Genomic DNA, 13742 nt, shown 5'->3' on the forward strand with positions numbered 1-13742 from the left:
GCGCCTTGCCTGATTGCGGCGGGACTCGGTCGGCTGCGGCCGGTCCGGTTCGCACGCGGCATTCGTTAGTACGTCAAACGCACCGGCTTGAGGACAAAAAAACGGAGCAGCGCGCGAACCGCTGCTCCGTCTTCGAGGTCGATCCCGCCGACCCTCGCCCGCGCCGGCTGACTGCGCGGGCGGCGCCTTCGCGGCGCTTACTGCGGCGCGTCTTCGACCACGACGTCGTCCACGTAGAAGGTCGCATCCTCATGGCCCGAGTCGGACGAACCCAGCAACATGATCCACACGCTCGCGGTCAGCGGCGGCGGCTGCACGGTGCCGGTCACCTGCGACCAATCGTCGCCGATCGCGCCGAACATCACGTCGCTGAAGGACGTGTCCTCATCGCCGGTGGCCGGCGTGCCGTCTTCCTTGAGCCAGCGCAGACGCAGGCGCGAATTACCCGGCAACGATGCCGTGCCGGCCGCGTGCTTGACCCAAAGGCTCACCCGCTTGGCGCCGTTGTCGGCCAGATAACCGGGATGATTGGCGACCTGCACGCCCCAATAGCCACTGCTGACCACCTGCAGGCTGTGCGTACCGGTGTGGCCCTGATCGGCGCGGGCGATGGCGCTGCCATACCACGCATTCCACAGACCGGCCGACGGCTCCAGCGTGGCGGTCGGTGGATCGAGCAGATTGAACGGCGAGCCGTCGGTGGTGCTGCCGGCGTCCTGATGGTACGGCGCGGCCTGCCAGGCGCTGAAGCTGATCGCCTCGCCGTAGCGCTTGGCGAAGCGCCACGGGCCGTAGTAGTGATTGTTCGCGAAGCGATTGTTGTTGTTGAACATCACATCGCTCTGCACCTGCTGCACGGTGTACGGCGACCAGGTCAGGTTGTTATCGCCGGTCGCGTACAGCGCCTGCGCGCCGCAATAGCTGGAGCTGTTGCACGGCACCACGGCCGGATCGAAGTAGAACTCGTTGTTGGTCACTTCGATGTTCTTCGCATGCCAGCGGCAATCGCGCTGCAGGACCGGGTCGGCGCCGATCTGGGTGTAGCACGGATGCAGGTTGCTGACCGGATCGGGGTACTTGGTCGGATGGTCCGGATCGGGCCGGGCGATCAGCGCCGGATGCACGAACGGAGTGCAGTACACCGAACTGGTATTGCCGTTGGAGTTGCAGAAGCGGTTGGCGTTCTCGTAGATCGACACGCCGGAGAAATTATTCTCGAAGTAATTGTCGTAGATGCGCAGCGCGGTGGAGCCGCTGATCTGCGACTGCAGGCGCGAATCGCCGCCGGATTCGGACAGGTAGATCGCCGGCGCCGGCGAGCCGCGGTCGGAGTTGCCCGACGCCCAGGCGTTGTTGATGAAGGTGTTGCTGCGGATCGTGGCGTTGTAGCTGATCTCGTACCAGATGCCGACGCCGTCGTTGTCCTTGATGAAATTGTTCTCGAACAGGAAGTCGATGTTGTTCGTGTCGGCCCACAAGCCGGTGCCGCGGTTGTTGTGGACGTAATTGCCGACCACCTTCGCCCCGCGCACGTCCCAGAACTTGCCGCCGCCGGTGCAGCCGCACTTGGTCGAGGTTTCCCAGTCGTCGGTGTTGTTGCCGGCGATCTCGTTGTAGCTCAGTTCGATGCCGACGATGGCCGAGCGGCCCGGAATGGGATTCTCCGGAGTCGGCTCGACGCTGGGCAGCGGCTTCTTGTACATGCTGAAGCCGTACTGGCCGTTGTCCTTCAGGCAGTTGTAGCGCACACGGTTGTCGCTGCCGAGAAACACGCCGGCGCCGTCGTTGTCGACGATGGTGTTGTATTCGATGGTCCAGTGGTCGCCGGCATCGTGGTTGACCACGCCCTGGTCGAAGTTGTCGCGGTCGCGGCCGAAATTGCGGATGGTCAGATAGCGGATGACGACGTTATCGACCGCGTTGGTGAAGGCGTACAGATTCTTGTTCTTGCCGTCCAGGATCGCGCCCGGCGCGCCCAGATAGGTGTTGCCCGGGCGGGCGATGATCTGGCCGTAGATATCTTCGCCGAAGGTGTGCTCGCCGGTTTCGAACCAGAACGTCACGCCGCTGCGATTGAAATCGAAACGGCTGTTGTCGCCGGCCGGCACGAGGATCGCGCCCTCGGGCAAGGTCGCAGGGCCCGTCGGCATGACGCCGGCGCTGCAGTAGTTGGCCGGCGCCTGCGCCGGCCACAGCAGGCCGGTGTGGGCCTGGCCTTCGCCGCCGATCCGCGCCTGCGCCGACACGGCCAGTGGGATCAGACCGCAACTCAACAAAAGGGCCGGCAGGCACAGCCCGCGCAGCCTGCGATGGAATACGGACAACGGTTTGCGTCGATCGATGGCCACTGCGAAATCCCCGTGGATGGTGGCGATATGAAAGGTGTAGCCGCGCACGCGCAGCGATCCTCGCCGCGGCGGCCATGACGGCCGCCGACGGGCGCGTTCCGAAGCGCTCCCCGCTCCGGTCCCGGCGCGTGCCTGGGCTGCGCAGGTAAATGCCATGGGCCGTCATGGCTCAATAGTGGAGGCTGTCATCACGCGACTGAGTTGTGATGCGTGTCGCGATAAAAGCCGGGTTCGGCGGGCGCTTGGCAGACCGGTGAGCGCCGGATTGTGCGTAATCGGGCGGCGGCGGGTCGGCCGCGCGCGATACGCGCGGCCGCGACGCGGGTCCGGCGCGCATTCGTCGCATCCGGCCCGCACCGGATCGCCGAACGCGCGCCCGCGTTTGCCTGCGCTTGCGCTTACGCGCGCCCTGCGCAGCGCATAAGTCCAATTGTCGCCGGCGAGCATCCGGCCCCGCGATTCGGGGACAACACCGCGCACGGCCCTTGGCTACCGTGCGCACACCCTCCGCAGTGAACAAGGAACGGACATGACCTCCAATCAATCCCGCAGCGCGCGTGCGCGGCTTCCGCTGGTGTGCTCGATCATCGCCCTATGCGCCAGCGGCGGCGCCTTCGCCGGCGAAGCGGCCGCCGATGCGTCGGCGCAAGCTCTGAACCAGGGCCAGAACATTCTGCATCGCATCTGCGCGCGCCAGTTCGAAATCGCGCAGAAGACCGACATGGAATCCTTCCGCGACTACGACGCCGCGACCTTCCGCGCCATCCACGACGAACGCGCCATCACCGTGTTCGACAGCGGCGGCACGCGCATCGGCATCGACGCGATCATGGCCGCGCTGGCCAGCCACTTCGCCAACCGCGAAGCCAAGTGGAGCTGGACCGAGCGTTATCGTGTCGTCGACGGCTGCCGCTCGGCCTACATCCTGTACGAAACCGTCTACGAGATTCCGCGCATCGGCTATCGGCAGAAAGCCCTGACCGGCGTCACTTACACCCACGACGGATTCAAGTGGCTGAGCATCGCCGACCAGGGCACCAAGTTGCCGTAAGCATCCGCCACCCGGGCAGGTGCACGGAAAGGCGGCCATCGGCCGCCTTTCTCGTTTGCGGCCTCGCAGCCGATGCAACCGCCGTCGCCTGCGCCGCATCAGTTGCCGCATGATCGGCGATGCCGGGCGCGCCCGGCGGACCGTATCATCGACCGCCACCGGCAACTGGCCTTTCGCTCCGGACCCAATCCATGAAGACTGCTTACGTCCTGCTCGCCCTGCTGCTGTCCGCCAGTTCCACCGCCATCGCCGCCGAATGCAAGGACACCTCGAAGTACGCCGACGCGCGCGCCATCGTCAAGGACCTGGGCCGCATCCTCGCGCCCGGCGGCGTGCAGGAAGCCTACGCCGCGCGCATCGGCGGCATCGAGCAGTGGATCAACGTGCGCGGCCAGGACAAGGCCAATCCGATCCTGTTGATGGCGCACGGCGGCCCGGCTTCGCCGCTGATCCCCACCGCGTGGCAGTTCCAGCGCCCGATCGAGGAATACTTCACCGTCGTCAACTGGGACCAGCGCGGCGCCGGCAAGACCTACACCCTGCAGGACCCGAACAGCTACGCCGACACCATCCATATCGACCGTTACGTCGACGACGCCATCGAAATCGCCGAGTACGTGCGCAAGCGCTACGGCAAGCGCAAGGTCGTGCTGGCCGGCCACAGCTGGGGCACCATCGTCGGCATGAAAGCCGCGCTGAAGCGTCCGGACCTGTTCTACGCCTATGTCGGCATCGGCCAGGCCATCAACGTGCGCGAGAACGAGCGCATCAGTTTCGACTACGGCATGGAGCAGGCCAAGGCGCACGGCAACACCGAGGCGGTCAAGGAAATGCAGACCATCGCGCCCTACCCCGGCAACCAGCCGATCACCCGCGAGCGCATCATCATCGCGCGCAAGTGGGCGCAGTACTACGGCGGCCTGAGCGCGTATCGCGACGAGTCCAGCTACTTCTACCGCGCGCCGTCGCTGTCGCCGGAATACGAGGACTGCGATCGCGCCGCGGTGGACGAAGGCAATGTGTTCTCGCTGGGCCGCATCCTGCCGGAGTTCCTCGACGTGGACATGAGCCGGGTGCGCGAATTTCCGATCCCGGTGGTGATGTTCATGGGCCGCCACGACTACACCACGCCGTCGCAACCGACCCAGGCCTGGCTCAAGCAGGTCAAGGCGCCGTACAAGCACGGCGTGTGGTTCGAGCATTCCTCGCACATGATCCAGTGGGAAGAGCCGGGCAAAGTGCTCCTCAGCCTGGTGCAGTACGTGCGGCCGCTGGCCTTGGATCAACCGGCGCCGAAACCCTGAACCGCGGCGCGGCCGCTGAATTCGCGCGATTCCAACGCCAAGCGCGGCAAAGTTCAGGCGCAACGTCGTGGAACCGAACGGCGGCCACGCCGGCGGATTCATCGCCCCGAAGCCATTCAAGCGCCGCCGCATGCGTTGAACCGCAAGGCTCTCGGCAAAACATGAAGGAGACGGCGCGCCGTCTCCTTCATGCTTTTTAACCGTGTCTAAACGCGAAACCCCTTGAATTGGCCTGCTTGCGCGGAAACTTGCGTTCGCTTCATCTCCCCCGCCGCATTTTCCGACATCGGATGTCATCGGCTTCTGCGCACTGCCCCGAAACGGTCCGGGACGTCCTGCTACGCGAGGTCGCCCGAACTACTTACTGTCTGCTGAGTCCGATGGAACAATCGGTGCTCATCGCCGCCGCGCGCGGCGCCGAAGACAAGCAGATCGCCGCATCGCTGGAATGCTCGATCTCCACCGTGCGCACGCTATGGCAACGCATCTATCACAAGACCGGACTGAATTCGCGGCGCAAGCTGATCGCGAAGATCTGGAGCGAAGCGCTGCGCAGCGTGGGCGGTGTCGTTGTTTAAGCGACATGCCTTCGCGGCAAGGATCTGGTACATCATCGATCATGAAAACCATCTCGCCCACATGGATCGGTGGCGCGCTGCTCGGATTGGGCGGCCTCGCGATTTTCCTGTACCTCGACTCCGATACCCGTCAGGCCGTATCGCAATCGGGCCCCGCGGTTTCCGCGCAAACTCAGACGGCCGATCCCACGCAATCGTCGGGTTCGGCCGATCAGATCGCCGCCTTGCAGGCGCAGATCGACAAGCTGCGCACGCAGACCGCCGCGCAGCGCTTGCACGGCGACGCAGCACCGGCCGATCAAAAACGCGCGATCGAAGAAGACAGCCGGCGCCACGCCGCCTTCGTCGCCGGCCTGCAGGCCGCGTTCGGCCGGGAACGGGTCGATCCGCGCTGGGCGCCCACGGCTACGACACGTTTACGGGATGCGATCAATCATGACGCCACCATGCGCGGCGCGATGCGCAACGTGGAATGCCGCGCGACCACCTGCCGGGTCCAGGTCAGCGACGACGGCCGCGGCAGCGTCAACAAGAATCTTCCGCTGTGGTCGCAGCAGCTGAGCGATCTGCTGCCGCGCATGGTCGGACAGAGCGTGGTCGGCGCCAACGGCCAGACCGAAACCGTGCTGTATCTGATGGCGCCCGACGCGGCCGCCACGCGCGGCCCGCGTGGCTGAGCGCGGTCGCCGCGCAGCATCGAGCTTCAGCCCGGCGCCGGCCCCCCTGAACCGACGCCGGCGATGAAGGACAGGGAAACGTCTACTCAACTCACGGAGTCATACATGAAAGCCAATGCAACGATCCTCGCCCTCAGCCTCACTGTGGGCGCGCTGGGCAGCGCCGTTCCGGCAAGCGCCGAGGCGGCCACCGCGCAGAACATCAACATCAGCGGCACCGCCTGCAACAACTACAACGCATCGCAAGCGCTGGACATCGACTACCTCACCAGCGGCGTGCGCAACCTCAACGCCAGCCCGCGACCGGTCATCTGCCCGATCGTGCGTCATCCGGTCACCGGGCCGGCCCAGGCTTACTACGTGGACGGCAGCAACTACGCCGGCGCGTCCACCACCTGCACGGTCTCGGCCTACAACTACAGTGGCACCTTCCTCAGCTCGACCAGCTTCACCCGCAGCGATGCGACCTACAGCAACTACACCTCGCTGCCGACGGTCAGCTACTGGGGCTATACCTCGGTGTTGTGCACCCTGCCGGGCGGCGCCAACGGCGTGCTGTTCGGCGCCAGCGCGATCGATTCCTGAGCAGGCGACCGGGTCTAAAGCAGCCGATCGTGCACCCGGATGCGCGGCCGGTCCTGGTGACGATACTCATGGGCCGCCACGACCGCACCACGCCGTCGCAACCCACCGGAGCCTGGCTCAACCAGTCAAGGCGCCGTGCAAGCGGGGCGTGTGGTTCGGGCATTCCTCGCTCATGATCCAGTGGGAAGAGCCCGGCAAAGTGCGGCCCAGCGTGGCGCAATACGCGCGGCCGTTCACCGACGAACAGGCCGCGCACACTCCCTGAGCGCGACGACGGAGAAAATCCGTCGCAGATCGCACCGTCCATCGCACCGCAACGGCGCCGGAGCCGCCGGCGATCGGGATCGTCGGCGGCGGACAAACGCTGCCGTCAGTTCCTGTGGCAGGTGATGGTTCCCTCGACGAACTGGACCTCGCTGGAAGGATCGAAGTAGGTGCCGTTGACCACGAATTCGCCCGCGGTGCCGCCTTTGGCCTCGCAAGCGCTGACCAACTGGGCGCGGACGACTTCGATCATTTCTTCCTTCGAAGTGTTTACCGAACCATCGGAAAGAGAGAGGGTGAAACTTTCACCCGCCAATGCGGAGCCCGTCGTCAGCAGGCCGGCGACGATCAACAGGGGCGAGAAAAAACGACGAGATACAGTCATGAGTAAACTCCATCGAGACATTTGAGTAACCGGGGAAGTCCCGGCGCGATTGTGTCGCTCGTTGCGCGCCCGTCCGGATCGGACACTGGGCAAAACTTAAACACGCGCCGGCAAAATTCAATCGCCCGCCCGATGGCATCGATTGCATGTCCGCTTGCTTTTTCGCGATAGCGGCCGCCGTCTTGCCGCGATGTCCACGGATCGATCGTGATGTGCCTTACAGGTTCAACTAACCGCGCTTTTTGATAGTGAAAAACACTATAAGACCGCACCTCGCGGAAACGGCCGGATCGCCGCCACCGACGGCTTGAACCGTGCGAGTGCAGCGCGCGCAGCTGGAAAGCGGCGCAATTCGATCACGATCATCGCAGCGAACGCGGCTCGACGGTGCCGGAACAATCGCTGCATGCGGGATGCTTTCGTCTTTTTCTTGCTTCAACAGCCGCGTGCCCCTGGCAACCCACAATCATCTACTCAGGGTGATTAAACATCTCAAGAACCCATCAAACACGCACGCAGAATCAATGTTCCCGCGCCCCAACCGATTGACGAATCGAATTCGATCGATCGTAAATTTGAATGACGACGATCGATATTTGTGACGCAGGCGCGAAAGCGAATCGCCATCGAAAGTGATGACTCGCGGTATTTGCGCGAATCCCCCGACGCGCCACCTGCGTTGAACGCAAGGCCTCGACGATGACTGCTCCGTCGATCCGCCGATCGCAAACGCCGTCCCGCGCCCGGGCCGGCCATCGCCCATAGGTGCAATAGCGAAGCCGCTTCGCGGCGCCCACCATCGGCCGATCAGTTCCTGCCGCTGTCGAACCGCCGCTAGGAGGCGATCATGTTTCGCTGCATGCTGAAATCCACTAGTTCGTATCTGCGCCGCGTCTCAACCGGCGGCCCGGTACTGATGGCGCTGTTGCTCGCCTCGGGCGGCGGCACCGCGCTGATCCCCTCCACCGCGCGGGCCTTGGACTGCGGCGCCAACAACGGCTACACCTGCCAGGGCGCCGCCAGCCAGTACGCGGGCGGCTTCAATCCCGGCGTCGGCAGCGGCGGATTCGGCGGCGGCGATTGCATCGCCACGCGCACACCGGTGGTGTTCGTCGCCGGCAACGGCGACAGCGCGATCAGTTTCGACATGCCGCCGGGCGCGGTCAGCGGCTACACCACGCCGGCCTATTCGATCTACGACGAACTCAAGTCGCGCGGCTACAACGATTGCGAGCTGTTCGGCGTCAGCTACCTGGACGCGGACGAGCGCGGCTCGCCGCAATACAACTATCACGAGCCGGCCAAGTACCAGATCCTCAGGACCTTCATCGACAAGGTCAAAACCTATACCGGCCGCAGCCAGGTGGACATCGTCTCGCACTCGCTGGGTTCGTCGATGAGTCTGGCGATGGTGAAGTACTACGGCTACCAGGCCAGCGTGCGCCGCTTCGTCAACATCGGCGGCGGCCTGCGCGGATTGCAGACCTGCCTGAGCACGGGCTATCAGTCGGTGTACGCGCCGACCTGCAACGCCGAGGCGTATGTCTTCCCCTACGACTACTACACCTTCGGCCTGTATCCCAGCAGCGGCGTCGCCTACTACGGCTACAACCGCTGGACCGGCAGCGGCAGCAACAGCCTGCGGGCGATGCCGGCGACGTACAGCACCATCGCCTTCTACAGCATCACCGCCGGCGCCTACGACCAGGTGCAGTGCTTCACCACCAGCTACTCGGCCGGATGCGCCAACGGCGCGCTGTTCAACGCCGCGGGCAACGTCAAGGCGCAGGTGGACATCGGCGCCGGCAGCAGCGCCTATGCCTACGACTGGGACTGGAGCGACGGCAGCCCGTACAACGCCGGCGGCGGCGACACCAGCAACGGCGTCGGCCACTTCCGCTCCAAGACCAACGCCGGCCGCATCGTCTACAACATGCTGGCGACGACCTGCACCACCGGCTGCGCGAACGGATACGCCGGGGTGAACGGGCCGGCGACGAATCGCTGACCCGTACCGCGGCGGCGAATCAGTCGGCCACCGCCGCGCCTTGGCGGCCGCAGCGGCCGTCGTCATGCAACGGCCGCAGTTCGCATTCGATGTCCCACTCGTCGCCGTGGACTTCGAGGAACCGCCGCGTGTGCGCGATCGCTTCCTCTTTCGTCTTCGCTTCCAGCATGGCGTAGCCGCCGATCACTTCCTTGGCCTCGGTGAAGGGCCCGTCGGTGGCGGCCACCTTGCCGCCGCGCAGGCGCAGGCGCACGCCTTCGGCGCTGGGCTTGAGCCCGGCGGTCTCGATCAGCACGCCCTCGCGGGTCATCTGCTCCATCAACTTGCCCATGTCGGCGAGCAAGCGCTCGCTGGGCGCCTGGCTGGTGGTCTCGTTGATCCGGATCAGCGAAAGAAAGCGCATCGGTCGTCTCCTGGTGGCATGAAAGGGGAGCGCGGGCCGCCGGACGGTTCCGGCGCGTAAACCCCGCTCCTGCCTTGACGACGAACGGGCGGCGGCCGGATCGACACGATGTCGAAAAATATTCGCGGCCGGGTCGTCGCGGCCGCGCGCCGGCCCGGCCGAACCGCCCCGCCCCGGAGCCGAACGCCAGGCGAAGCGCACGGCGCAACCCAGGCGCGGGCCGGTCTTCAGCGCGTGACGCGGCTCACAATCCTTGCGATGACGCGGATTTTTTGTCCTTCGCGATCGCCATAGACCGTTGCCACAAGAGCCGCTCGCCGCAAGCGACCGGCGCCGGCGATCGCGAGCGGGCCACGCAAGTCGCGCGGCGCGGACGCCGCGCGAGCAAGCCCAGGCGATGGTCGCCTGCGCTCGTTTCCACGCCTACAAGGAAATCGCCATGAACCGGTTGTCCCTGATCCTCGCATCGTTGCTGTTGATCGTTGCCGGCATCGCCGCCGCCGCCGAACCGCCGGCCAAGGCGCCGGCGAAATTGACCGACGCGTTTCCGCAATCCACCGCGACCACGTGCGCGCTGCCGCCGAAAACCACCCAGTACTCGTTCTGGCAGTCGTGCAACGACGTGACCATGAACGGCTGCACCCTGCAGGCGAACTGCCGCATGGCCAACGGCAACTGGCGCAAAGCCACCTTCGACATGAGCAAGTTCGGCCAGTGCTATTCCGATCCCTTCGGCGGCCGCAATCTGGTCAACAGCAACGGCAAGCTGTGCTGCGGCTATGCGGGCACGCCGCAGATCTGCGGCACCTGAGCCGCGCCGGGCAGGACGACGTGCCGGGCAGGTTGAGGCCTGTCCGGCACGAATGGGCGGCGCGACGCGGAAGGATTGAACGCGCCGCGTCGCGGCCGCCGCGTCGAAGCGCCCGGCGACACCGCCCGCATCGATGAAGCGCTCGCCGTGTTCGCGCCCGCGCGCATCGCTGCATTGTGTGACCTCAACTGCAAATCCGGATCTATCTCGCCGCGCCTGTCCGAAACCGGGCTTCCGCCCCGTTCACACAGACAATGCTCGATCCGGATCGACCGGGGGACAAGAGATCTGGCTCACGCGCGCTCACCACCACGAGCGCGCTCGCCTGGGCTCGATCGCAGTGAATCCAGCCGCCGCCGCGCACTCACGACGGCGACGCGGACCACGCGCCCCGTCGTCCGTGCAAGGGATTGAGGATCGCCACGAACCCAAAGGAGAGCCCGATGCGCTACACACGCCGCGAATTTCTGAGCACCGCCACCACCGCCGTGGGCGGCTCGCTGCTGCCGTTCGGCTCGCTGCTGGCCGCCGGTCCCGGCGCCAAGGGCTCGGACCCGACCGCGCGCTATCGCCGCCACGATGTCGCCACCGTCGAAGGCCAGCGCATGCTCGCCAGCTACGCGCGCGGCGTCCAGGCCATGCTCGCGCTTCCGGCCGAACACCCGCACAACTGGTTCCGCAACGCCTTCACCCACTTCCTGGATTGCCCGCACGGCAACTGGTGGTTCTACGTCTGGCACCGCGGTTACGTGGGCTACTTCGAACGCACCATCCGCAAGCTCAGCGGCGACGCCAGCTTCGCCATGCCGTTCTGGGACTGGACCCGGCATCCGGAGATTCCCTCCGGCATGTTCGACGGCGTGCTCACGCCGACCGACGGCGCCTACGCGCCCTACACCGGCAACCTGTTCAAGTTCACCGAGTTCGTCAAACCGGCAATGCTGAAGTACTGGAACTCGCTCAGCAGCGCGCAGCGCGCGCAGTTGCAAACGCGCGGCTATCCCACCTTCGACGATGTCTGGAACGATGTCACCGGCTACAGCGTCGCGCACAAAGCCGGCCTGTCGGGCAACCAGAGCTTCGCCATCACCTGCGGCGCGCGCTATCTGTCGCGCTCCAATCCCAAGCTCGACCCGAAGACCGCCTACGACGTCTCGCCGCACATCGTCAGCTCCGGGTTGATGCCGACCTTGTTCTACGATCCCAGCATCAGCAACAGCTTCGCCAGTTCCAAGACCGCGACCCATCTGGTGCAGCCCGACGGTTCGACGAACTTCTCGATCCTGGAAGGCTTTCCGCACAACAAGGTGCACAACTACATCGGCGGCGTCGGCGCGATCGATCCGGGCCCCTACGGCAATATGACCAACTTCCTCTCGCCGGTGGACCCGATCTTCTATCTTCACCACTCCAACATGGACCGGCTGTGGGACGTGTGGACGAAGAAACAGCTCGCCGCCGGGCAGCCGATCCTGCCGACCGGCGACGACCTGGCGACCTTCATGGACGAGCCGTTCCTGTTCTACGTCGATGGCGAAGGCGGTTTCGTCGGCCCGAGCAAGGCCGGCGACTACGTCAGCACCACCGTGTTCGACTACGACTACGGCCCGGGCTTCGGCAGCGAGATGCCGATCATTCCGCGGATCAAGCCGACCTCGTCCGCGAACCGCTACGGCGCGATCAAGGGCAACATCCAGGCCGATGCCGCTTCCGTCGTGCTGCCCTCGGCCCTGGTCAAGCGCCACCTCAGCGACGCGCTGCCGGCGCCGCTGATCGCCGAGGTCACCATGGACCGTCCCGAAGGCCTGGCGGTGACGCGCGAGTTCGACGTGCTGGTCAACGCGCCCGCTAACGTCAGCCGCGTCGATGCCGACAGCCCGTACTACGCCGGCACCCTCGCCTTCTTCGGCCCGACCATGCCCAACATGGCGATGTCGCACTCGGCCACCTTCGCGGTCCCGCTGCGCAAGACCTTGCAGGCGTTCTCAAACTCGAACGCGGAAAGCGCCGGCACGCGGCTGAATATCCGGCTGGTGCCGTCGGGTACGCAACCGGCCGATCCGGTGCCGGTGCACGCGGTGTCGATCACCTCCGGCGGTTGAGCGGACATGCCCCGGCGCGCCGTCGCTCTCGCTCTCGCGATGCTGATCGCGCAGAGCGGGTGCGCGGCCGCCGGCGGCTACCGCACGCTGACGCTCGCGCATCCGCCGCGCGCGGGCGAAGCCGTCTATCTCGAAGTGCGCCTGGGCGCGTTGGCGGGCGGACAGGAAATCGAAGTGCTCGGCGAAGACGGCCGCAGCCTGGGCGTGATCTCGCCGCACGCGATCCGCGCCGGTCGCGACGCGGGCACCTACACCGTTCCCCTGCCCGCCGAAGCGATCCGCGGCACGCGCGTGCGCATCCGCCTCGTCACCACGCCCGCCGGCGGCACCGCACGCGATGCCAACGCGGATGAGGTACTGGAGCTGCGGGTAACGGGCGACGACGGGAAGAACTAGCGAACCCGCCCGACGACATCGGGCCGCTCCCATCGCCCATGGGAACGGCCCGGCGCCACCGCTAACCGCATCGTTACGGCATGGGCAGCCACACGTTCCCGCCCGGCGCCTGATAGTCGGTGATGTACGCGTAGGGAATCGAGGTCAGGAACGCCACCTCGGTCAGCCCGACCGCACCGACGCCGGTCAGGGCGATGAGCTGCGAAGCCGGCATGGTGGCGGCGTCGAAGACCAGATTGGTGCTCACCGCCGAGGCCAGCACCGCGGAGTTGTTGCCGACCGGGATCACCGCGCCACGTCCGTTGCGCTGGTAGTTCAAGGTCATGGTCATTCGATAGACGTAACTGCTGCCGTAGCCGCCCGCCGCCGGACTGACGTCGGTGGAGATGTGCACGGTGTCGTGGCTTTTGCCTTTCTTGATCTCGGCCATCAAGGTCAGCAGGTTGATCGGGTTGTTGCTGTTGAGCGCGGCCTGCAGCGGCGTGGTGTCGGCCGGCGGCGGCAACGCCACCGGCGCGTACGGCGGCGGCTGGCCCATGCAGCGATTGACCAGCGCCACGACCAGCGGCTGAGTCAGCGGAACCCAGGCGTTGAAGCCGCCCGCGGCCTTGATGTCGGCGGGGGGCCGGCTGTCGCCGCGGTACAAATTGATAGGCATGTCGAAACTCCTTCTGCGCTCCCTGGCGGGAGCCGATGCGATCGGGTTCGGAGGGATGCGGCCTCGCCGGGGGAATGCGCGGATGCAGCGAGGCCTGCGGGGTGGCGTTCAAAGATGAGTGCGTGCGGCGAGGGTTCGCCGACGAAGCGGTTCGCGCCGTGTCGAGCGGCCC

Annotated in this window: 13 protein-coding genes; 9 read left to right on the plus strand and 4 right to left on the minus strand. The window is 65.9% G+C overall.

Going from position 1 to position 13742, the window contains the following annotated elements; genetic code table 11:
• Positions 1–197 precede the first annotated feature (197 nt).
• Entirely contained in the window at positions 198–2396 is a 2199-nt protein-coding gene (locus J7J50_RS19725) for a right-handed parallel beta-helix repeat-containing protein (protein WP_215055570.1), read from the minus strand.
• A gap of 481 nt (positions 2397–2877) precedes the next feature.
• On the opposite strand from J7J50_RS19725, the gene J7J50_RS19730 reads away from it, so the two are divergent.
• From J7J50_RS19730 to J7J50_RS19750, 5 genes are all read left to right on the plus strand, one after another.
• Complete coding sequence (locus J7J50_RS19730; RefSeq protein WP_215055571.1) at positions 2878–3399, plus strand: hypothetical protein; 522 nt, start codon at positions 2878–2880, stop codon at positions 3397–3399.
• 191 nt (positions 3400–3590) lie between these two features.
• The gene (locus J7J50_RS19735; protein WP_215055572.1) at positions 3591–4703 is read left to right on the plus strand and encodes an alpha/beta hydrolase; all 1113 of its coding nucleotides are present in this window, start codon (positions 3591–3593) and stop codon (positions 4701–4703) included.
• A 380-nt stretch (positions 4704–5083) separates the two neighbouring features.
• Positions 5084–5281: a LuxR C-terminal-related transcriptional regulator gene (locus J7J50_RS19740; protein WP_251044494.1), complete on the plus strand. Its 198-nt coding sequence runs from the start codon at positions 5084–5086 to the stop codon at positions 5279–5281.
• Between the two features lie 41 nt (positions 5282–5322).
• Entirely contained in the window at positions 5323–5958 is a 636-nt protein-coding gene (locus J7J50_RS19745) for a hypothetical protein (RefSeq protein ID WP_215055574.1), read from the plus strand.
• A gap of 105 nt (positions 5959–6063) precedes the next feature.
• Positions 6064–6543, plus strand: coding sequence for a hypothetical protein (locus tag J7J50_RS19750; RefSeq protein WP_215055575.1), 480 nt, complete (start codon positions 6064–6066; stop codon positions 6541–6543).
• A gap of 370 nt (positions 6544–6913) precedes the next feature.
• On the opposite strand, the gene J7J50_RS19755 is transcribed toward J7J50_RS19750, so the two are convergent.
• Entirely contained in the window at positions 6914–7192 is a 279-nt protein-coding gene (locus J7J50_RS19755) for a hypothetical protein (protein ID WP_215055576.1), read from the minus strand.
• 859 nt (positions 7193–8051) lie between these two features.
• Here J7J50_RS19755 and J7J50_RS19760 point away from each other — a divergent pair.
• Positions 8052–9200, plus strand: a complete 1149-nt coding sequence (locus J7J50_RS19760) for a hypothetical protein (RefSeq protein ID WP_215062908.1) — start codon at positions 8052–8054, stop codon at positions 9198–9200.
• A gap of 19 nt (positions 9201–9219) precedes the next feature.
• Here the strand turns inward: J7J50_RS19760 and J7J50_RS19765 are convergent, their stop codons facing one another.
• The gene (locus J7J50_RS19765) at positions 9220–9603 is read right to left on the minus strand and encodes a YciI family protein (protein WP_215055578.1); all 384 of its coding nucleotides are present in this window, start codon (positions 9601–9603) and stop codon (positions 9220–9222) included.
• A gap of 439 nt (positions 9604–10042) precedes the next feature.
• On the opposite strand from J7J50_RS19765, the gene J7J50_RS19770 reads away from it, so the two are divergent.
• The 3 genes from J7J50_RS19770 to J7J50_RS19780 all read left to right on the plus strand — a co-directional run bounded on the left by J7J50_RS19770 (position 10043) and on the right by J7J50_RS19780 (position 12912).
• Positions 10043–10414 (plus strand): CVNH domain-containing protein, encoded by a 372-nt coding sequence (locus tag J7J50_RS19770; RefSeq protein ID WP_215055579.1) that lies wholly within the window; start codon positions 10043–10045, stop codon positions 10412–10414.
• A 443-nt stretch (positions 10415–10857) separates the two neighbouring features.
• Positions 10858–12516: a tyrosinase family protein gene (locus J7J50_RS19775; protein ID WP_215055580.1), complete on the plus strand. Its 1659-nt coding sequence runs from the start codon at positions 10858–10860 to the stop codon at positions 12514–12516.
• Between the two features lie 39 nt (positions 12517–12555).
• On the plus strand, positions 12556–12912 hold the full coding sequence (locus J7J50_RS19780) for a hypothetical protein (protein WP_215055581.1): 357 nt from the start codon (positions 12556–12558) through the stop codon (positions 12910–12912).
• A 73-nt stretch (positions 12913–12985) separates the two neighbouring features.
• Here the strand turns inward: J7J50_RS19780 and J7J50_RS19785 are convergent, their stop codons facing one another.
• Entirely contained in the window at positions 12986–13570 is a 585-nt protein-coding gene (locus tag J7J50_RS19785) for a hypothetical protein (protein WP_215055582.1), read from the minus strand.
• Between the last annotated feature and the right edge of the window lie 172 nt (positions 13571–13742).

The organism is Lysobacter sp. ISL-50 (genome assembly GCF_018612875.1).
Classification (GTDB): Bacteria; Pseudomonadota; Gammaproteobacteria; order Xanthomonadales; family Xanthomonadaceae; genus Lysobacter.

Bases quoted from the DNA above. Each gene is read 5' to 3' on its own strand.
- J7J50_RS19730 (WP_215055571.1), top strand. From the start codon at position 2,878: ATGACCTCCAATCAATCCCGCAGCGCGCGTGCGCGGCTTCCGCTGGTG.
- J7J50_RS19745 (WP_215055574.1), top strand. From the start codon at position 5,323: ATGAAAACCATCTCGCCCACATGGATCGGTGGCGCGCTGCTCGGATTG.
- J7J50_RS19765 (WP_215055578.1), bottom strand. From the start codon at position 9,603: ATGCGCTTTCTTTCGCTGATCCGGATCAACGAGACCACCAGCCAGGCG.
- J7J50_RS19755 (WP_215055576.1), bottom strand. From the start codon at position 7,192: ATGACTGTATCTCGTCGTTTTTTCTCGCCCCTGTTGATCGTCGCCGGC.
- J7J50_RS19760 (WP_215062908.1), top strand. From the start codon at position 8,052: ATGCTGAAATCCACTAGTTCGTATCTGCGCCGCGTCTCAACCGGCGGC.
- J7J50_RS19740 (WP_251044494.1), top strand. From the start codon at position 5,084: ATGGAACAATCGGTGCTCATCGCCGCCGCGCGCGGCGCCGAAGACAAG.
- J7J50_RS19770 (WP_215055579.1), top strand. From the start codon at position 10,043: ATGAACCGGTTGTCCCTGATCCTCGCATCGTTGCTGTTGATCGTTGCC.
- J7J50_RS19775 (WP_215055580.1), top strand. From the start codon at position 10,858: ATGCGCTACACACGCCGCGAATTTCTGAGCACCGCCACCACCGCCGTG.
- J7J50_RS19735 (WP_215055572.1), top strand. From the start codon at position 3,591: ATGAAGACTGCTTACGTCCTGCTCGCCCTGCTGCTGTCCGCCAGTTCC.
- J7J50_RS19750 (WP_215055575.1), top strand. From the start codon at position 6,064: ATGAAAGCCAATGCAACGATCCTCGCCCTCAGCCTCACTGTGGGCGCG.
- J7J50_RS19785 (WP_215055582.1), bottom strand. From the start codon at position 13,570: ATGCCTATCAATTTGTACCGCGGCGACAGCCGGCCCCCCGCCGACATC.
- J7J50_RS19780 (WP_215055581.1), top strand. From the start codon at position 12,556: ATGCTGATCGCGCAGAGCGGGTGCGCGGCCGCCGGCGGCTACCGCACG.